This window comes from Streptomyces sp. NPDC056161, from assembly GCF_042268025.1.
GTDB lineage: Bacteria > Actinomycetota > Actinomycetes > Streptomycetales > Streptomycetaceae > Streptomyces.
The window spans coordinates 52,947-70,562 of the sequence record NZ_JBHJUV010000028.1 but is presented as its reverse complement, the minus strand read 5'-3'; the positions used below and the strand labels follow the sequence as shown (position 1 = coordinate 70,562).

The window sequence follows — 17,616 nt, the reverse complement described above, 5'->3', positions numbered from 1 at the left end:
GCCCCTCCTCCGTCTCCTGGTCGTCCGGGCGGCGGGCGGCGGGCTCCGCGCCGGCCCCCGCGCCCTTGCGTCTGCGTATGCCGCGTCTCACTGCTTCGCCTCCCCCGAGGAGGTGGAGCCGCCGGTCGCCGGGAGCGGCAGCAGCGGTCCTCCCATGCTGATCTCGTTGAGGTTCGCGCGGCCGTCGAGGGTGCGGGTGTCGGTGTTGTAGGCGGACACGACGTTGTCCGCGGCCAACGGCGCCACGTCCAGGGCCTCGGCCAGCGAGGCCCGCTGTTCGACGAGGGTCCGGATGATCGGTACCAGCCGGTCGACGTTCTTCTTCAGTTCGCCGCGGTTGTCCTCGATGAACCGCTTGACCTGCGCGAGTGCCGTGCCGAGTTCCTGGAGCGCGCCGGTGAGGTCGTCCTTGTTGTCGGCGAAGAAGCTGACGACCGTGTCCAGGCGCTCCTGGGCGGTGCGCACGTCGGAGTCCTTCTCCTTGAGCATGCCGGTGAACGACTGGAGCCGGCTGAGCGTGGTGAACAGGTCGTCGCTGCTGCCGCTGAGGGTCTTGGCCGCCTTGCCGAACTGCTCGATGGCCTCGCCGATCGCCTTGCCGTTGCCGTCGAGGTTGGCGGCGCCGGTCGTCAACAGGTCGGACAGGGCACCGGAGGAGTTGGCCCCGTCGGGGCCGAGCGCCTTGCCGAGGTCGGTGATCGAGGCGTAGAGCTGGTCGATCTCGACGGGTGTCGCGTTGCGGGAGGCGGGCAGCACGGCGCCCTCGGCGAGCGCGGGCCCGGTGCGGTAGGCGGGGGTGAGTTGCACATAGCGGTCGGCGACGACGCTCGGCGCCACGATCACGGCGCGGGCCCCCTGCGGAACCCGTACGCCGTCGTCGAGGGCGAGTTCCACCCGCACCCGGGTGCCCTGTGGCCGTACCGACGCCACCTCGCCCACCCGGACGCCCAGGATGCGCAGGTCGGAACCGGCGTAGACGCCGACGGCACGGTCGAAGTAGGCGGTCAGCCGGGTGCCGGTCGAGTCCAGGACCCGGGCGACGCCCAGCCCGGCGGCGACCACCACCAAGGCGACGCCGGCTGCGAGGAGTCTGCTGCGCCTGGTCATCATTCACCGCTCCCCTGGGTCTGCGCGGGCTGTTTCGGCGGCTTGCACGGCTCGGTCTGGGACGGATCGGGCAGGTAGTCGCGGGGCACGACTCCGCAGAGATAGCTGTCGAACCAGCGGCCGTTGCCGAGGGTGTTGCCGACGAGCCGGTAGTAGGGGCCGACGAGCGCGAGCGTGCGGTCGAGCTGGGTGCGGTTCTCCTCCAGGACCGTGGTGACCCGGCCGAGCGCGGTGAGGGTGGGGCCGAGTTGCTTCTCGTTGTCCGCGACGAGTCCGCTCAGCTGCGTCGACAGGGACCGGCTGCCCTTGAGCAGGGCGCTGATGGCGGTGCGGCGGTCCTCCAACTCGCCGAGCAGGGAGCCGCCGTCCTCGATGAGGGTCTCGAAGCTGGACTTCTGGTCCTGCAACGTCTTGGTGAACCGGGCGCTGCCGCTGAGGAGTTCGGCGAGTTGCGCGTCCCGCTTGGAGACGGACTCGGACAGCGCGGACAGACCGGTGGCGGCCTTGCGCACGTCGGGCGGTGAGTCCTGGAAGGTCTCGGAGATCGTCTCGAAGCTCTTGGCGAGTTGCCGGGTGTCGATGTCGTCGACGGTGCTGCTGAGATCCTGGAACGCCTGGGTCACGTCGTACGGCGAGGTGGTGCGGGCCAGTGGGATGCGGCTGCCGGGGTCCTGGCGTGCGTCGCCCAGCGGATCCAGGGCCAGGTACTTCTCGCCGAGCAGTGTCTTGATGGCGATGGCCGCGGTGGTCCGGTCGCCGATCCAGGCGTCGTCGATCTCGAAGCCGACCTTCACCTTGGCGCCGTCGAGGGACACCCCGGTGACCCGGCCGACCTTGACGCCCGCGACGCGTACCTCGTCGCCCTTTTCGAGGCCGGCCGACTCGCTGAAGTCGGCGCTGTAGGTGGTGCCGCCGCCGATCAGCGGCAGCCGGTCGGCGTTGTACGCGAAGACGGTGAGCAGGGCCAGCAGGAGCAGACCGACGAGGGCGACGGCCACCGGGTTGCGGTCCTTGACGGGTTTCAGCCGGGGGCCGCGGCGCCGTCCGGTGCCGGTGGCGCCGTCGGTGGCGCCGTCGCCGGCGCGGCGGCCGGCCCGGGTCAGCGGGCTCATGCGCCGCACCTCGGTTCCGTGACGGCGATCCCGGTGGGCGGCTCGAAGCCGTCGGTGGTGGTCACGCCGCTCACACGTGCCTCGCAGAGGTAGAGGTTGAACCACGATCCGTACGAGGACAGCCGGCCCAGGGCGGTCATCTTGGCCGGGGTCTTGGCGAGGAAGTTCTCGATCTCGGGGGTGGCGGCGCCCAGGTTGGCGGAGAGCCGGCCCAGTTCGCCGATGTCCTGTGCGAGGGGTGCCCGCCCGTCGTTCAGGAGGTCCGCGGTCACCGTGGTCAGGTCGCCCATGGCGGCGACGGCCCGCCCCAGGGGCTTGCGGTCCTCGTTGAAACCGGAGATGAGCCGGCGGAGCGTGTCGACGAGGTTGTCGAAGTCGGCCTCGCGGTCGTTGAGCGTGGTCAGGATCGTGTTGAGGTTCTTCACGACTGCGCCGATGACTTCGTCCTTCGCGGCCACCGTGGTGCTGAGCGAGCCGACGTGCTGGATGAGGCTGTCGACGGTGGCGCCCTCGCCCTGAAGGACCTGCACGATGGAGCCGGCGAGTTCGTTGACGTCCTTCGGCGACAGCCCTTCGAACAGCGGCTTGAACCCGTTGAACAGCAGGGTCAGGTCGAGGGCGGGCGAGGTGTGGTCGAGCGGGATGGTGTCGCCGCCCGCCAGGGTGCCGGTGAGGTCCCCACTGCCCCGGTCGAGGGACACATAGCGCTGTCCGACCATGTTGAGGTACTTGACGGCCGCGGTCGTCGAGCGGGGCAGGGTGCGGTCGTCGCGGACGGTGAAGGTGACCTGTGCGGTGCGCCGGTCGACGACGCGGACGTCGGTGACCTCGCCGACCTTCACCCCGGAGATGCGCACGCTGTCGCCGTCGACGAGTCCGGTGACATCGGTGAACAGCGCCTTGTAGGAGCGGGTGTCCGAACCCACCCCGGTGTTGGCGACGCTCAGTCCGAGTACGGTCGTGGCCAGCGCGGTGACCACCAGGAAGGCCAGGGACTTCAGCACGGGGCCGGTGAGCGGGCGGCGCCGGGTGTGCGCGGGGGCGGGCGTGCTCATCGCAGGGTCACCTCCGTGCCGCGCAGCGCCGGTCCGGCGAGCAGGCTGCTCCAGTCCGGCAGGTCGGCGGGCCGGTCGCCGGTGGCGGGTGCGAGCAGTTCGTTGACGAGGGCGTTCTCCTGCGGGGAGTTGGCGAGCCCGAGGTCCTGGTCGGCGGACGCGGGCACCTGCGCGGCCGGTTTCACGGGCACGCCGAGGTAGGGCACGGGGTAGCAGCGGGGGCCGCCCCCGGCGTCGTAGGACGGGGTGTCGCGGCCGGCGACGTAGGCGCCGCGGGACGGCACGGTGGTGACGTCGACCCTGAGTCCTGGCCGGTCGGTGCCCTTGCCGAGGGCCTTGTCCATCTCCGGGACGAAGTCGGCGAGGGTGCGCAGGGTGCACGGGAAGGACGGGGAGTACTCGGCGAGCAGTTCCAGGGTGGACCGGGAGTCGGCGCTGAGCCGGATGATGGTGTCCTTGTTCCCGCGCAGGAAGGCCGTCAGGTCGTCGGCCGCGCCGGTGGTGGTGCCGAGGGTGGCGGCCAGGTCACCGGACTTCTCGGCCAGGGTGCCACTGGTGGTGGTGAAGTCGGTGAGTGCCGTGACGATGTCGGGCGCGGCGTCGGCGTAGACGTTGCTGACCTTCACGAGTTCTTTCAGGTCGCGGTTGAGGGTGGGCAGGTCGGGGTTGAACTCGCGCAGATACGCGTCGAGTCGGCCGAGGGTCTCGCCGAGCTGCTCGCCGCGTCCCTCCAGGGCCCGGGAGACGGCGGACAGCGTGGCGGACAGCTTCTGCGGCTGGACCGCGGTGAGCATCGGCAGCACGTCGTCGAGGACCCGTTGCAGTTCGACGGCGTTCGCGGAGCGGTCCTGGGGGATGACGGTTCCGGCGGCAAGCGGCCGGTCGGAGGGGTGCGTCGGCGGGACGAGGGCCACGAACCGCTCGCCGAACAGGGTCGTCGGCAGCATCTGCGCGCTGACGTCGGAGGGGATGTCGGCGAGGGCACCGGGCCGCAGGGCGAGGGTGAGCCGGGCGCCGTCCCCGGTGGACTCGATGCGGCGGACCTCGCCGACGACGACGCCGCGCAGTTTCACCTCGGCACCCAGGTGCATCTCGTTGCCGACGGTGCCGGTCTCGACGACCACCGGGTCGGAGTCGGTGAACTTCTTGTCGTAGACGGCGACGGCCAGCCAGATCAGCAGGAGGGGCACCACCAGGAAGACCACTCCGGCGAGCCGGTGGCGCAGCGACCGGCCTCGTGGGCTGTTCATCTCACCCCGCCACCTTCACGGTCGTGGTGGCTCCCCACAGGGCGAGCGACAGGAAGAAGTCGGTGAGGCTGATCACGACGATGGCGTTGCGCACCGAACGGCCCACGGCGACCCCGACGCCGGCCGGGCCGCCGGAGGCGCGGTAGCCGTAGTAGCAGTGGGCGACGATCACCATCACGCTGAAGATGAGCACCTTGAGGACGGAGAGCAGGACGTCCGTGGGTGACAGGAACAGGTTGAAGTAGTGGTCGTAGGTGCCCCGGGACTGGCCGTTGAACAGAACGGTGACGTAGCGCGAGGCCAGGTAGGAGGAGAGCAGCCCGACCGCGTAGAGCGGGACGATCGCGACCACTCCGGCGATGATGCGGGTGGTGACCAGATAGGGCAGCGAGCGGATGCCCATGCCCTCCAGGGCGTCGACCTCCTCGTTGATGCGCATGGCCCCGAGCTGGGCGGTGAAACCGGCGCCGACGGTCGCGGACAGGGCGAGTCCGGCGACGAGCGGGGCGATCTCGCGGGTGTTGAAGTACGCGGAGACGAACCCGGTGAACGCGGCGGTGCCGATCTGGTCCAGCGCGGCGTATCCCTGGAGGCCGACGACGGTCCCGGTGAACAGGGTCATGGCGATCATCACGCCGATGGTGCCGCCGATCACGCCGAGGCCGCCGGTGCCGAAGACGACCTCGGCGAGCAGCCGCTGCACTTCCTTCAGGTAGCGGCGCAGGGTGCGCGGGACCCAGAGCAGGGAGCGGACGTAGAAGATCAGCTGGTCGCCGGAGCGGTCGAGCCAGACGAGCGGGGAGGCCACGGCCTCAGCCTCCCTTCGGCGGAACGAGTTGGAGGTAGACGCCCGTCATCACCATGTTGACGAAGAACAGCAGCAGGAAGGTGATGACGACGGACTGGTTGACGGCGTCGCCGACGCCCTTCGGACCGCCGCGCGGGTTCAGCCCGCGGTAGGCGGCGACGATGCCCGCGATGAACCCGAAGACGAGGGCCTTGAGTTCGCTGATGTAGAGGTCGGGCAGTTGGGCGAGGGCGGAGAAGCTGGACAGGTAGGCACCGGGGGTGCCGTCCTGCAGGAAGACGTTGAAGACGTAGCCGCCGAGGATGCCGACCACCGAGACCAGGCCGTTGAGCAGGACGGCCACGCCCATCGCGGCCAGTACCCGGGGCACGACCAGGCGTTGCACCGGCGAGACGCCCATGACCCGCATCGCGTCCAGTTCCTCGCGGATGGCGCGGGAGCCGAGGTCGGCGCAGATGGCGGAGCCGCCGGCGCCGGCGATCAGCAGGGCCACGATGAGCGGGCTCGCCTGCTGCACCACGGCGAGCACGCTAGCCCCGCCGGTGAAGGACTGGGCGCCCAACTGCTGGGTGAGCGAGCCGACCTGAAGGGCGATCACGGCGCCGAACGGGATGGAGACCAGGGCGGCGGGCAGGATGGTGACACTGGCGATGAACCAGAACTGCTCGATGAACTCCCGGAACTGGAAGGGCCGTCTGAAGATGGCCCGGCCGACTTCGGCGGCGAGTGCGAAAAGCCGTCCGGTCTGCCGCAGCGCGCCGAGGATCATGTGCCGCCCCCGGCGGCGGGGGCGGGCGCGGTGGCACCGGTGGCGTAGGTGCGCTCGATGGCGGTGCGGGCGGCGGACGGCAGTTGGTCGAGCATGCCGAGGACCCGCTTCCGGCGGCGGGCGACGGCGCGCCGCGGCGGGAGGCCGGGGGACGGCTCCAGTTGCGGGACGATCTCGCGGGGCGGGGCCGGCCGCCCGGTGCGGGTGTCCGCGGCCTCCGCGGCGAGCGCGGCGGCGTCCTTCTCCTCCGACATCCCGATGGGGCCCTCGCGCCGGCCGCCGAGGAACTGGGCGACGGCGGGTTCCTCGCTGGTGAGCAGCACCTCGCGGGGCCCGAAGGTGACGAGTTTGCGCAGGAACAGCATCCCCATGTTGTCGGGGACCGTGGCGGCGATGTCGAGGTTGTGGGTGACGATCAGCATCGTCGCGTCGAGCTGCGCGTTCAGGTCGATCAGCAGTTGGGATATGTAGGCGGTGCGTACGGGGTCGAGTCCGGAGTCGGGTTCGTCGCACAGGATGATCTGCGGGTCGAGGACCAGGGCGCGGGCCAGGCCGGCCCGTTTGCGCATGCCGCCGCTGATCTCGCCCGGCAGTTTGCCCTCGGCACCGAGCAGACCGACGACCTCGATCCGCTCCATGACGATGCGCCGGATTTCGGACTCCTTCTTGCGGGTGTGCTCACGCAGCGGAAAGGCGATGTTGTCGAAGAGGGACATCGAACCGAAAAGGGCGCCGTCCTGGAACATGAGCCCGAAGAGTTTCCGGGTCTCGAAAATGTCGCGTTCCGGGCTGTTCACCATGTCCACCCCATTGATGAGGACACGGCCTTGTTCCGGTTTGAGCAGACCGATGAGCGACTTCAGGAAGACGGTCTTTCCGGTGCCGGACGGGCCGAGCATGACGCTGACTTCTCCGGCCGGCAGGGTGAGGCTCACATCCTGCCAGATGTTCTGCTTGCCGAAGGACTTGGTCAGGCCCTCGACGACCACTTCGATTCCCATATCACCTCCCGCACGGACGATTCTGCGTGCACCGCGGAAGCGCACGTTAAATCCCTGCACGGTTGGCTGACAATAGGTGGGGCACCGGATTCCCGGGGCTCCCCCGGACTTTGTCACCGCGCAGACAAAGACCGGTCCCGCACTTGTCTCGGGGAGACAGGGCGGGGCCACGCGCCTGCGGAGGGTGGGGATCCGCGGGACCCTGCCGGTGGATGTCCGCCCCGGAAGACGGGCGAGGGCCGGACATCATCCGCCGTGTCTCCGGCCGGTGGGGGGCCACCCACCTGGAGATCGGCGCCGTACCCGGCACGTTACGACCCAGTAACCTCGGCGGGCAATAGCGGGTCCCGAGTTTTGCGTGAGATTCGAGGCGACCGCCCGGAAACTGTCAGGGCGGAGCCAAACGGGCGCCCTTTTCTTGTCATCCGGTGAGTATCCTGCGTGTGCCAGGAGGCGACTGACCCACCGGACCGGTCTTAGCACCGGATGACTAAGCCGCGGGGTCCTGTGCTCACCCGGTGGACAGATAATTCCCTTCGCCAAAGAATCATGGGCATTGGCATTGTTCGGCCAAGTTTCCGGCAAGTAACGTCGGTGCCCGCGGTCGAGGTTTTCCGAACCGCGGGTCGCCCGGTCCCCCTCTCCGTCGGTGCCGTAGCGGCCCTCCTCTGTCGGTCAATCCACAAGGAGCGTCCCAGCGTCATGAAGAAACCCATACGGAGCACCGCCGTCGTTCTGGGTGCCGCCGCGGCCGCGTTCGGCATGGCCGTCGCCCCCGCCTCCGCGGTGCCCTCCACGGTGTGGACCGTGACCCCGTCCCCGGCCAATTTCACGGCGACCAACAGCGGCAACATCGTGCTGACCGCCAACATCCCGATGACGTGTACGACGTCGGGCGCGTCCGGCACCATGCAGAGCGCCAACGGCAACCCGGCGACCGTCGCCTCCATCAACGCCGTCAACTTCGGCAGCAGCAGTTCCCCGTGCACCAGTGTCCTCGGGAACGTCACGACCGTGGCGACACCCCCCTGGACGGTCGTCGCCGTGGACTACAACGGCGGCGTCACCACGGGCTACATCGGCAACGTCCAGGCCACGGTGACCGCGGGCGCCTGTGTGTTCACCGTGACCGGCAAAGCCTCCGCGACGTACACCAACTCCAGCGGGATCCTGGCGGTCAACAGCGTCTCCGGCGACCTGAGCGTCGCCACGGCGTCCGCCGGCTGCGGCACCGTGGTCACGACGTCCACCAAGCCCACCTTCAAGGGCAACTACGCCGTCAAGGTGACCGGCACCAGCACCATCCCGACCATCGTCGGCTCCAACCCGTAAGGCAGGTCCCGCGCGTCCGCCCGGCCGGAGTCACCGGCCGGGCACACGCGCAGGCGGCATGGCCGCGGGGGCCGTGGTGCACCACGGTCCGTCGTCCGTCCGCGGTGACCTCGTGGCCGCGCGCGCAGTTCCCCGCGCCCACCGGGGCCGCTGTCCGGCCCGTGCGCCCCGCGGCGGGTCCGCCGGGCGCGCCTTCTGCCGTCGTCGCCGTACCCCGGAGCACCGAACGATCCGAGCGGAGCAACAGATGAGAGGTCCCCGTGCCGCCGTCCGGCGGCCGTCCCGGGTCCGCGCCCGCGGCGCGGCCATCGCCGCGTTCGTCGTACTGGCCGCCATGGTCCCGGCCGTGGCCGTCGCCGCGGGCCCCCGGCAGGCCGATGCCGAACTCCCCTACGTCTGCACGCTGCCGTCCGGGCAGCGGCCGGTGACGGTACGGATCTCGGCGGTCTTTCCGGACCGGGTGGCGGCGGGCGAACCGATCCGGCCCGCGGACGTCACGACGACCGTGGAGTTCCCGGCGGAGGCGGTGGCCGACCTCGCCGCGGCCGGAGCGGCCGGCGTCCGGGCCGAGACCCGCCTGACCGTCGCCGTCGCGCAGAACGACGCCCGGGCCGAGGCGACCTGGCGCGGCACCGCGCAGCCCGCGGTCCTCCCGCCGACCGGGCCCCTGACGCTGACCGCGACAGGTGACGTCCCGACGGTGACCGGCCAGGGCGACGGCGAACTGACCCTGTCCGCCGCGCACTTGGCGGTGGACCTCACGCCGAGCGCGACCGACGGCGCCACCGGCGCTCCCGCCGCGTTCACCGCCGAGTGCTCGCTCGCCGAGGACGCGCCCGGCTCCGGTCTGCTGGCCACCGTCCCGGTCGGGGCGGCCCCGTCCGGGCCCGGCGGCTCACCGACGGCTTCGCCCTCGGCCTCCGCCTCCGCCTCGCCCGGCGGGCAGGGCGGGGACCCGGCGGACCGGCAGGGCGAACGGGCCCCCAGGGTCAGCGGGGACACACCCGGCGGCACCGCGGACCGACCCGACGCGCCACCGTGCAAGTACGACGCCGGCTACCCCGCCGGCCCGCAGTCGCTGGACGCGTACATCACCGGGTACTCGAACGTGCAGAAGCTGAAGGGCGCCGCCCTGATCCCGCTGACCTGCACGCTGATCGAGCAGGGCCCGCCGGAGTTCATCCCCTACCCGGACTGGAGCGGCGGCACCATCAAGCAGCATTCCACGGGCGACCTGTACAACGGCGGCCGCAAGGCGTCCTTGCCGATCACGGCCACGTTCCTGACGTTCGGCTTCACCCCGACGACCGCCACCATGGTGCTGGAGCAGACCGGCCCGGTGACCATCGACTCGCTCGGGGCGACCGACTTCATGTTCACCAGCACCGACACCTGGGTCCGGGTGCCGCTCGTGCTCAAGGTCACCTCGCTCTCGGTCAACGGAACACCGCTGGCCGTGGGTCCGAACTGCCGGACCGAGAAACCCCTCAGCTCCCCCGATCCGGATCCGGCGAACCACCCCGGCGACCATCTGGTGCTCCACGGCCGGGGAGAACAGGTCACGGGCGAGCCGGCCACCGGGTATCTGCTGACGTCCGGCGGCCCGCTGACCGGCGAGATGAGCATTCCCGCCTTCACCGGCTGCGGGGCAGGCGGTGAGAACATCGACCGGCTCCTGACGGCCTCGGTCTCGGGCTCCGGCAACTACGTCAAGCAGATACAGGGCCAGACCTGCTTCGTGTCCGCCGAGACGCCCAACCCGGACGAGTGCACCGCGGACCTGCAACCCCTCAAGATTCCCGTTCCCGAACGCTGAGCCCCGCTCCGCCACGACCCCTCACGGAAGGCCACCACATGAACCGGTTCTCGCACCGCGCCGGACTCGTCACGACCGTCACCGCGCTCGGCACCGCACTCGGCGCCTTCGCCTCGATGGGCACGGCGACCGCCGCGACCGCCCAGCTCAACGGCGAGTGGGCGCCGTTCACCCGCTGCCCGGTGGACGCCCCGGCGATGCTCGCCGCGGACGGCCTGGCCCAGACACCGCAGTGCGTGGTCTCGGCGGCGCCGAGCGGTTCCATCAAGCTGGGCAACACCACCGTGGTGACGGGCCGGACCAATCTCCAGATGGGGATCGTGCAGAACTCCGACGGCACCAGCTCCGTGGCGGCACCGGCCGACGGGGCGATCGTCGCCGACTCCGCGACCGTGCCCGGCGGACTGCTCGGTCTGATGTGTCCGAGCGACATCCCCGTGATCACGGACATCTGCAAGCAGCTCACCGACAGCACCCTCAACAAGATCACGGCGACCGTGGAGTCCGTCGGCGCGCCCCACGACTTCGACCAGACCGCGGGCATCGTCACCGGCAAGCCGATCGTCGCCCTGCCGGTCCGCATCCATCTGGAGAACCCGTTCCTCGGCTCCAACTGCTACATCGGTACGAAGTCCAACCCGATCGTGCTGAAGCCGCAGAACGTCACCTACCCCGAGTTCGGGCTGTCGTTCTTCAACGGCGACGGCACGGTCGCGGACGGCGGCGAGATGAGCCGGGTCGCCCTCACCGGCGCCACCCAGAACGACAGCACCTTCGCGGTGCCCGGGGCCAGCGGGTGCGGTCTGAACGTCGGCCTGATCAACGCGGCGGTCAACCTGAAGACCGGGCTGCCCTCGCCCGCCGGGAACAACAGCCTGACGCTCGACGACGCGCAGACCTATCTCGCCGGTCTGACCGCGCCCGGCACCGCCGCTCCCGACGCCGGTCAGGTCCTGTCCCGCAACTGGAAGTCCGCCGTCAAGTAACGGGCCCGGAAAGTCGATTATCAGCCGTCCCGGCAGTCCGATCCCGTCTCGCTGCGGCAATCCGTGCACGACTTGTGTACGAAGCATGAAACATGATTTAGCTTCAGCAGCCCAGACAGGTATGCACCTGATGGCCGGCCGGGTGTCCCCCTCCACCCGGAGAGGGCACCCGGACCGGTCTCCCCCCACCGGGCGCGTCGGAGAGCAAGGGACGACCAGCCATGCCTTCAACCGTACGGTCGCCGCAGGTCGGAGAACCGCTCGATCCCCTTCCCAGGGAGTTCGCGGCCTTCATGCGACCGGAGTTGCCCGGCCTCATGAAGGAAATACGCATCGAGGTCACCCGCGCCTACCCGGTGTACGGGCGCCTGCTCAACGGTCCGAACGCCGACGCCATCCGGCAGGGCGTCGAGCAGGCCCTGTCCGCGTTCGTGGACCGCGTGGCCGAACCGGGCAAGAACTCGGCGCTGCGTGACGAGCTGTTACGCAAGTTCGGGCGGGTGGAGGCGTACGAGGGCCGGGAGCTGGACACCCTCCAGGGGGCCTACCGGCTGGGCGCGCGCATCGCCCTGCGCCGCGCCAAGGCGGTGGGACGGCAGTACAACCTCTCCCCCACCGTCATCCTCGCCTTCGCCGACGCGCTGTTCGCCTACGTCGAGGAGTTGGAGGCGCTCTCCCGCGAGGGCTACACGGAGGTGCAGTCGCGGGCCTCGTCCGAGGTCTCGGCGGTGCGAAGACAGCTGCTGCACCTGATCCTCGCCGCGCCGCCGCTGCCCCAGGCGACCGTGTCCGGGCTGTGCGAGGCGGCCGCGTGGCCGCTGCCCGCCGAGGTGACGCTGGTCGCGCTGCGCTCCCCCGCACCCGAGCATCTGGAGGCGGGACTGGCCGGCGACGTCCTCGCGGACCTGGACATTCCGCAGCCCCATCTGCTCGTTCCGGGGGCGCTGACCACGGACCGGCTGGCGATGCTGGACGCGGCGCTGGGCGGCACGCACGCCGTCGCGGGCCTGACCGTGCCGCTCGCCCAGGCGGCCGACTCCATCCGCTGGGCGCGCCGGGTGCTCCAACTCGTCGACGAGGGGGTTGTGGCCGACGCCCCGCTGGTGAGCTGCGAGGACCATCTGGTGACGCTGTGGCTGCTGTCCGACCCGCCGCTCGTGTCCCAGCTGGCGGCCCGGGAGCTGGCGCCGCTCGACGAGTTGCCGACGAGCCGCCGCAGCCGGCTGATGGAGACCCTGCGCCTGCACATCTCCACCCGGGCGCCCGCGGAGCAGGTCGGCGAGATGCTGGGGGTCCACGCCCAGACGGTGCGCTACCGCCTGCGGAACCTGGACACGCGGCTCGGTGCCCGGCTCGCCGACCCCGACCACCGCTTCGCCCTGGAGGCGGCGCTGCGTTCGCTGCATCTGCGGGGCGGCGACCGCGCCGAGTGAGCCCTCCGGTGTCAGACCGGCAGGCGCGGCACGCTCTCGATCAGCCGGCGGGTGTAGGGATGGGCCGGGTCGCCGAGCACCTGGGCGGTGTCGCCCTGCTCGACGATCCGGCCGTGTTCCAGCACGGCGGTGCGTTCGCACAGGGAGGCGACGACCGACAGGTCGTGGGAGACCATGACGAGCGTCAGCCCCTGCTCCCGCTTCAGCTCGGCGAGCAGGTCGACGACCTTGACCCGGGTGGTGACGTCGAGCGCGCTGACGGGTTCGTCGGCGAGCAGCACCCGTGGCTCGCACACCGTGGCCCGCGCGATGGCGATCCGCTGGCGCTGACCGCCGGAGAACTCGTGCGGATAGCGGGTGGCCGCGTCGGCGGGCAGACCCACCCGCTCCAGGGCACGGACGACCTTCGGGGCGGCGCCGGCCCGGGTGTCGATGCCCAGGGAGCGCAGCGGCTCGGCGACGATCGCGGCGACGCGCCGGCGCGGGTCCAGGGAGGAGTAGGGGTCCTGGAAGACGCACTGCACGCCGCGCCGGAAGCGGCGCAGTTGGGCCCGGTCGCGCGGGGACAGCTCGGCGCCGTCGAAGCGTACGGTACCGGCGGTGGGCCGGGACAGGCCGAGCAGCAGGCGCAGCAGCGTCGTCTTGCCCGCCCCGGACTCCCCCACGAGGGCGAGGCTCCGCCCGGTCTCGACGGTGAGGGAGACGTCCTCCACGGCGTGGGCGGCGCTCCCCCGGTGGCGCAGCGCCACGTCCTTCAGCTCCAGTACGGGTGTCACCGCGGGCTCCTCAGGTCCAGGGCGGACTCCAGTGTGCGGGCGCTGGCCACGAGGTCCTTGGTGTACTGCTCGCGCGGGTTGCGGACGAGGTCGTGCACCGTGCCGTCCTCGACGGCCCGGCCGTCCTTCAGCACCAGGGCCCGGTCGGTCACCCGGGCCACCACGGCCAGGTCGTGGCTGACGAAGAGGACCGCCATCTCCCGCTCGCGGACCAGGGCATCGATCAGGTTGAGCATCTCCGCCTGCACGGACACGTCCAGGGCGGTGGTCGGTTCGTCGGCGATCAGCAGCCGGGGCGCGCAGGCCAGGGCCATGGCCAGGGCGACGCGCTGGCGCTGTCCGCCGGAGATCTCGTGCGGGAAGGCACGGGCGACGCGTTCGGGTTCGGGCAGCCGCACCTGCGCCAGCGCCTCGCGTACCGCCTCGCGCAGGGCGGCGCCCTTCAGGCCGGTGCGTCGGCCCAGGGGTCCGGCGACCTGGCGGCCCACCCGCATCAGCGGGTCGAGGGCGGTGAGCGGCTCCTGGAAGACGACGGCCGCGTCCCGGCCGCGCACGGCGGTCAGCCGCTTCTCGCGCGCGCCGACGATCTGGGTGCCGGCCAGTTCCACGCTGCCGGTGGCGGTCATGCCGTCGGGCAGCAGACCGAGCACCGCGAGCGTGGTGAGCGACTTGCCGGAGCCGGACTCGCCGATGAGGCCGAGCCGTTCGCCGCTCGCCACGCGGAAGGACAGGTCGTCGACCAGGGTCCGGCCGTCGGTGGTGCGGACCGTCAGGCCGCGGACGTCGAGGAGGGTCATGTGCGCCTCCGGCGGGTCGCCGGGTCGAGGGTGTCGCGCAGCCCGTCGGCGACGAGGTTGACCCCGATCACCAGCAGGACGAGCAGGATGCCGGGGGCCAGGGCGCCGGCCGGGGCGGTGGTGAAGGTGGCCTGCGCCTCCTGGAGCATGCGTCCCCACGAGGCGTTGGGCGGCGGCGCGCCCAGGCCCAGGTACGACAGCCCGGCCTCGGCGAGCACGGCGAGGCCGAACTGCAGGGCGAGGTTGACCACGAGGGTGGGCCAGATGTTGGGCAGGACGTGGCCGAGCACCGTGCGCGGCCAGGAGGTCCCGGAGGTGCGTGCGGCGATGATGTAGTCCTGCGCGAGGACCCGTTTGACGAGGATGCGCACCAGCCGGGCGACGACGGCGCTCTGCGCCAGGCCGATCGCGAGGACGGCGGAGGAGAGGGTCGCCGAGCGTGCCGCCACGATGAGCATGGCGAGCAGCAGGGTGGGGAACGCGATCAGGATGTCGAGGAACGCGGAGAGCGTGTCGTCGAGCCAGCCCTGCGCGAACGCGGCGAGCACCCCGAGGGTGACGCCGATCAGGGCGGCGATCAGCACCGAGCCGAGCCCCGCCTCGACGGCGATCCGGGAGCCGGTCATCACCTGGGTGAACAGGTCCCGGCCGAGTTTGTCGGTGCCCAGCAGATGTCCCGCGCCGGGCGGGGCAAGGCGCCCGCCGGAGGTGTCGTCGGACGGGTACGGCAGCCAGCACAGGGAGACGACGGCGAGCAGGGCGATGGCGCCGGCCAGGACGCAGCCGACGACGAGCGTGGCGGAGCCGCGCCGTCGCCGCGCGGTCCGCGCCGCTTTGCCGGCCCGCGCCGGTTCGAGCAGGTCGGTCCCGGTCATCGGGCGGCTCCCGTCAGTCGTCCGCGCAGCCGGGGGTCGATGATCCGCTGGACCAGGTCGGCCGCGAAACCGATGAGCAGCACGGCGAGGGTGGAGACGAACAGCACGCCCTGGATGACCGGGTAGTCGTGCTGGGAGATGCCGGTGGCGAGCATGGAGCCGAGGCCGGGCAGGGCGTACACGGACTCCACGACGACCGCGCCGAGCAGGGTGGAGGCGAGTTCGATGCCGAGGACGGAGATCACCGGCACGGAGGCGTTGCGCAGTCCGTGCCGCCACATCGCGCCCGCGAAGGACGCGCCGAGGGCGCGGGCGGTGCGCAGGTGGTCGCTGCCCAGCACGTCGAGGGTGGCGGAGCGCACGTAGCGGATCAGCGACGCGCTCATCACCAGGGCGATGGTGACGACCGGCAGCACCAGTGAGCGGACGGCGTCCGCGGGGGCGGACCAGCCGTCCTGCGGGAAGCCGCCGGCCGGCAGCCAGCCCGCGTTCAGCGCGAACACGGCGATGAAGATCATGCCGAGCCAGAACACCGGGACGGCGATGCCGAGTTGGGAGACGCCGCTGAGCAGCGCGCCGTACCAGGTGTGCCGTTTGTGGGCGGCGACGAACCCGGCGGGTACGGCGATCAGGACGGCCAGGACGAAGGCGGCGAGGGTGAGCGGCACGGTGACGTTCAGCCTGCTGGTGACCTCGGGCCCGACGGGGAGCGAGCTGACGAAGGAGGTGCCGAGGTCACCGCTCACCAGTTGCCCGAGCCAGTGGGTGAACTGCTCGGGCAGCGGCTTGTCGGAGCCGATGGCGTGCCGGGCCGCGGCGATCTGCTCGGGGCTCGCGCCCACCGAGGTGAGCGCGTTGGCCGGGTCGCCCGGGAGCAGGCGCAGCAGCACGAACAGCACGACGCTCGCCAGGGCCAGGGACACCACGAGGAAGACCAGGCGACGCAGGAGGTAGCGCGCCATCAGCCCTTCTTCTTGATGTCGTAGGCGTAGAACTGGGAGTTGAGGCCGTTGAGCGGGTAGCCGGACAGCGAGCTGTTCGCCACGACGATCTGCGGGTACAGGTACAGCCAGTCGCTGGCCGCGTCCTCGGCGGTCTTGCGGTTGACCTGCTTCAGGATCTGGGTCTGCTGGGCGGTGGTGTCGGCCTGCTCGGCCTGCTTCACCCACTGCTGGACCTGCTTGTTGTCGTAGCCCCAGTAGAAGTCGGGGTTGCCGTACCAGACGAGGTCGCGGTCGTTGACGTGTTCCTGGAGCGTCGCCGTGAAGTCGTGGTTCTGGTAGACCTTCGTGTACCACTCGTCCGGCGTGATGATGTTGATCTTGACGGTGATGCCGACCTTGGCGAGTTCCGACTTGATGAAGGTCGCGGCGGTGGGGTGCGGGTCGTAGTTCGGGGTGTCGAGGGTGAAGGAGAAGCCCTTGGCGTAACCGGCCTCGGCGAGCAGTTGCTTGGCGTGGGCCGGGTCGTAGGCGTTGACCTTGGTCAGGTCCTCGTACCAGGGGTCGGTCGGCGGCACCATCGAGCCGATCAGCTTGCCGTAGCCGCCCCAGATCGACTCCAGGAGCTTCTTCTTGTCGATGGCGTCGGTGACGGCCTGGCGGACCTTGACGTCGGTGAAGGGCTTGGCCTTGTCGTTGAAGGCGAGCAGCAGCTTGGTGGTGGAGTTCCCGTCGTTGACCTTGTAGTTCTGGTTGTTCTTGAACTGGTCGAGGGAGTCGGGCGACTGCTCGCTGGTGACGACGTCGACGGCGTTGGTCTGCAACGCGTTGTTGAGGGCCGTGGCGTCCTTGTAGTAGTGGAAGACGACTTCCTGGTTGGCGGCGGCGTCGCCCCAGTAGCCGGCGAACCGCTTCAGGCTCAGCGCGGAGCCCCGGGTCCACTTGTCCAGCGTGTAGGGGCCGGTGCCGTCCTCGGTCGTCTTCAGGTTCTTCGCCTGGGAGTCGATGATCCAGACGTAGGAGAGGTTGTAGACGAAGGAGATCGACTTCTGCGACAGCGTGACCTTGACGGTACGGGCGTCGGGGGTGGCGATGTCCTTGATCACCGTGAGGTCGCTCTTGCGGGCGGACTGGGAGGTGGGCGCGATCACCTTCTCCAGGCTGTACTTGACGTCGTCGCTGGTCAGCTGCTTGCCGCTGTGGAACTTCACGCCGTCGCGCAGGGTGAAGGTGTAGGTGAGTCCGTCGGGGCTGACCTTGTAGTCCTGGGCGAGGAGCTTGTCCACCTTGCCGTCGTCGGTGAGCTTGAACAGCCCTTCGTAGACGTTGCCGTTGAGCGCCTCGGTCACGCCCTGGCCGCCGCCCGCGGTGTTGTCGAGGTTCTGCGGCTCGTAGAGCGAGCCGATGTTGACGGTGGCGTTCTTGTTCCAGGAGCCGCCGGAGGCGCTGCCGCCCGAGCCCGAGCCGCCGCACGCGGTCAGGGTCAGGGCGAGGGAGGCGGCGGTCGCGGTGGCGTACAGGGAGGTCTTCTTGATGTTCACGGTGTGTGGGCCTTCGG

16 protein-coding genes are annotated in these 17,616 nt (G+C 70.7%); 4 read left to right on the top strand and 12 right to left on the bottom strand.

Annotated features, from left to right (window positions below; translation table 11 throughout):
* Positions 1 to 87 precede the first annotated feature (87 nt).
* From ACFC09_RS25340 to ACFC09_RS25310, 7 genes are read right to left on the bottom strand one after another with little or no spacing between them, the layout of a single operon-like run.
* The gene (locus ACFC09_RS25340; protein ID WP_376532351.1) at positions 88 to 1,107 is read right to left on the bottom strand and encodes an MCE family protein; all 1,020 of its coding nucleotides are present in this window, start codon (positions 1,105 to 1,107) and stop codon (positions 88 to 90) included.
* A complete protein-coding gene (locus ACFC09_RS25335) occupies positions 1,107 to 2,219 on the bottom strand; it encodes an MCE family protein (RefSeq protein ID WP_376532267.1) in 1,113 nt (370 codons plus the stop codon). The genes ACFC09_RS25340 and ACFC09_RS25335 overlap by 1 nt, the downstream gene beginning before the upstream one ends.
* Positions 2,216 to 3,274, bottom strand: a complete 1,059-nt coding sequence (locus ACFC09_RS25330) for an MCE family protein (protein WP_376532264.1) — start codon at positions 3,272 to 3,274, stop codon at positions 2,216 to 2,218. Before ACFC09_RS25330 ends, ACFC09_RS25335 begins: the two co-directional genes overlap by 4 nt.
* Entirely contained in the window at positions 3,271 to 4,524 is a 1,254-nt protein-coding gene (locus ACFC09_RS25325) for an MCE family protein (RefSeq protein WP_376532262.1), read from the bottom strand. Before ACFC09_RS25325 ends, ACFC09_RS25330 begins: the two co-directional genes overlap by 4 nt.
* 1 nt (position 4,525) lies before the next feature.
* The gene (locus ACFC09_RS25320) at positions 4,526 to 5,332 is read right to left on the bottom strand and encodes an MlaE family ABC transporter permease (protein ID WP_376532260.1); all 807 of its coding nucleotides are present in this window, start codon (positions 5,330 to 5,332) and stop codon (positions 4,526 to 4,528) included.
* Positions 5,333 to 5,336: 4 nt separating this feature from the next.
* Positions 5,337 to 6,101: an MlaE family ABC transporter permease gene (locus tag ACFC09_RS25315; protein WP_376532258.1), complete on the bottom strand. Its 765-nt coding sequence runs from the start codon at positions 6,099 to 6,101 to the stop codon at positions 5,337 to 5,339.
* Positions 6,098 to 7,102: an ABC transporter ATP-binding protein gene (locus ACFC09_RS25310; RefSeq protein WP_376532255.1), complete on the bottom strand. Its 1,005-nt coding sequence runs from the start codon at positions 7,100 to 7,102 to the stop codon at positions 6,098 to 6,100. The genes ACFC09_RS25315 and ACFC09_RS25310 overlap by 4 nt, the downstream gene beginning before the upstream one ends.
* A gap of 702 nt (positions 7,103 to 7,804) precedes the next feature.
* Here ACFC09_RS25310 and ACFC09_RS25305 point away from each other — a divergent pair.
* From ACFC09_RS25305 to ACFC09_RS25290, 4 genes are all read left to right on the top strand, one after another.
* Complete coding sequence (locus ACFC09_RS25305; protein WP_376532253.1) at positions 7,805 to 8,434, top strand: hypothetical protein; 630 nt, start codon at positions 7,805 to 7,807, stop codon at positions 8,432 to 8,434.
* 247 nt (positions 8,435 to 8,681) lie between these two features.
* Positions 8,682 to 10,250 carry a DUF6801 domain-containing protein gene (locus ACFC09_RS25300; protein ID WP_376532251.1) on the top strand — a complete coding sequence of 523 codons (1,569 nt, stop codon included), beginning with the start codon at positions 8,682 to 8,684 and terminating at the stop codon, positions 10,248 to 10,250.
* A 38-nt stretch (positions 10,251 to 10,288) separates the two neighbouring features.
* Positions 10,289 to 11,236 (top strand): hypothetical protein, encoded by a 948-nt coding sequence (locus ACFC09_RS25295; RefSeq protein WP_376532249.1) that lies wholly within the window; start codon positions 10,289 to 10,291, stop codon positions 11,234 to 11,236.
* Between the two features lie 221 nt (positions 11,237 to 11,457).
* Positions 11,458 to 12,669 carry a helix-turn-helix domain-containing protein gene (locus tag ACFC09_RS25290; RefSeq protein ID WP_376532247.1) on the top strand — a complete coding sequence of 404 codons (1,212 nt, stop codon included), beginning with the start codon at positions 11,458 to 11,460 and terminating at the stop codon, positions 12,667 to 12,669.
* Positions 12,670 to 12,680: 11 nt separating this feature from the next.
* On the opposite strand, the gene ACFC09_RS25285 is transcribed toward ACFC09_RS25290, so the two are convergent.
* The 5 genes from ACFC09_RS25285 to ACFC09_RS25265 are packed head-to-tail and all read right to left on the bottom strand — an operon-like array spanning position 12,681 to position 17,599.
* The gene (locus ACFC09_RS25285; protein ID WP_376532245.1) at positions 12,681 to 13,445 is read right to left on the bottom strand and encodes an ABC transporter ATP-binding protein; all 765 of its coding nucleotides are present in this window, start codon (positions 13,443 to 13,445) and stop codon (positions 12,681 to 12,683) included.
* The gene (locus ACFC09_RS25280) at positions 13,442 to 14,242 is read right to left on the bottom strand and encodes an ABC transporter ATP-binding protein (RefSeq protein WP_376532243.1); all 801 of its coding nucleotides are present in this window, start codon (positions 14,240 to 14,242) and stop codon (positions 13,442 to 13,444) included. Before ACFC09_RS25280 ends, ACFC09_RS25285 begins: the two co-directional genes overlap by 4 nt.
* Entirely contained in the window at positions 14,239 to 15,117 is an 879-nt protein-coding gene (locus ACFC09_RS25275) for an ABC transporter permease (protein ID WP_376532241.1), read from the bottom strand. Before ACFC09_RS25275 ends, ACFC09_RS25280 begins: the two co-directional genes overlap by 4 nt.
* A complete protein-coding gene (locus ACFC09_RS25270) occupies positions 15,114 to 16,079 on the bottom strand; it encodes an ABC transporter permease (protein ID WP_376532239.1) in 966 nt (321 codons plus the stop codon). The genes ACFC09_RS25275 and ACFC09_RS25270 overlap by 4 nt, the downstream gene beginning before the upstream one ends.
* Positions 16,079 to 17,599 carry an ABC transporter substrate-binding protein gene (locus tag ACFC09_RS25265; RefSeq protein WP_376532237.1) on the bottom strand — a complete coding sequence of 507 codons (1,521 nt, stop codon included), beginning with the start codon at positions 17,597 to 17,599 and terminating at the stop codon, positions 16,079 to 16,081. The genes ACFC09_RS25270 and ACFC09_RS25265 overlap by 1 nt, the downstream gene beginning before the upstream one ends.
* Between the last annotated feature and the right edge of the window lie 17 nt (positions 17,600 to 17,616).

Bases quoted from the DNA above. Each gene is read 5' to 3' on its own strand.
- ACFC09_RS25340 (WP_376532351.1), bottom strand. From the start codon at position 1,107: ATGACCAGGCGCAGCAGACTCCTCGCAGCCGGCGTCGCCTTGGTGGTG.
- ACFC09_RS25335 (WP_376532267.1), bottom strand. From the start codon at position 2,219: ATGAGCCCGCTGACCCGGGCCGGCCGCCGCGCCGGCGACGGCGCCACC.
- ACFC09_RS25330 (WP_376532264.1), bottom strand. From the start codon at position 3,274: ATGAGCACGCCCGCCCCCGCGCACACCCGGCGCCGCCCGCTCACCGGC.
- ACFC09_RS25325 (WP_376532262.1), bottom strand. From the start codon at position 4,524: ATGAACAGCCCACGAGGCCGGTCGCTGCGCCACCGGCTCGCCGGAGTG.
- ACFC09_RS25315 (WP_376532258.1), bottom strand. From the start codon at position 6,101: ATGATCCTCGGCGCGCTGCGGCAGACCGGACGGCTTTTCGCACTCGCC.
- ACFC09_RS25310 (WP_376532255.1), bottom strand. From the start codon at position 7,102: ATGGGAATCGAAGTGGTCGTCGAGGGCCTGACCAAGTCCTTCGGCAAG.
- ACFC09_RS25305 (WP_376532253.1), top strand. From the start codon at position 7,805: ATGAAGAAACCCATACGGAGCACCGCCGTCGTTCTGGGTGCCGCCGCG.
- ACFC09_RS25300 (WP_376532251.1), top strand. From the start codon at position 8,682: ATGAGAGGTCCCCGTGCCGCCGTCCGGCGGCCGTCCCGGGTCCGCGCC.
- ACFC09_RS25295 (WP_376532249.1), top strand. From the start codon at position 10,289: ATGAACCGGTTCTCGCACCGCGCCGGACTCGTCACGACCGTCACCGCG.
- ACFC09_RS25290 (WP_376532247.1), top strand. From the start codon at position 11,458: ATGCCTTCAACCGTACGGTCGCCGCAGGTCGGAGAACCGCTCGATCCC.
- ACFC09_RS25280 (WP_376532243.1), bottom strand. From the start codon at position 14,242: ATGACCCTCCTCGACGTCCGCGGCCTGACGGTCCGCACCACCGACGGC.
- ACFC09_RS25275 (WP_376532241.1), bottom strand. From the start codon at position 15,117: ATGACCGGGACCGACCTGCTCGAACCGGCGCGGGCCGGCAAAGCGGCG.
- ACFC09_RS25270 (WP_376532239.1), bottom strand. From the start codon at position 16,079: ATGGCGCGCTACCTCCTGCGTCGCCTGGTCTTCCTCGTGGTGTCCCTG.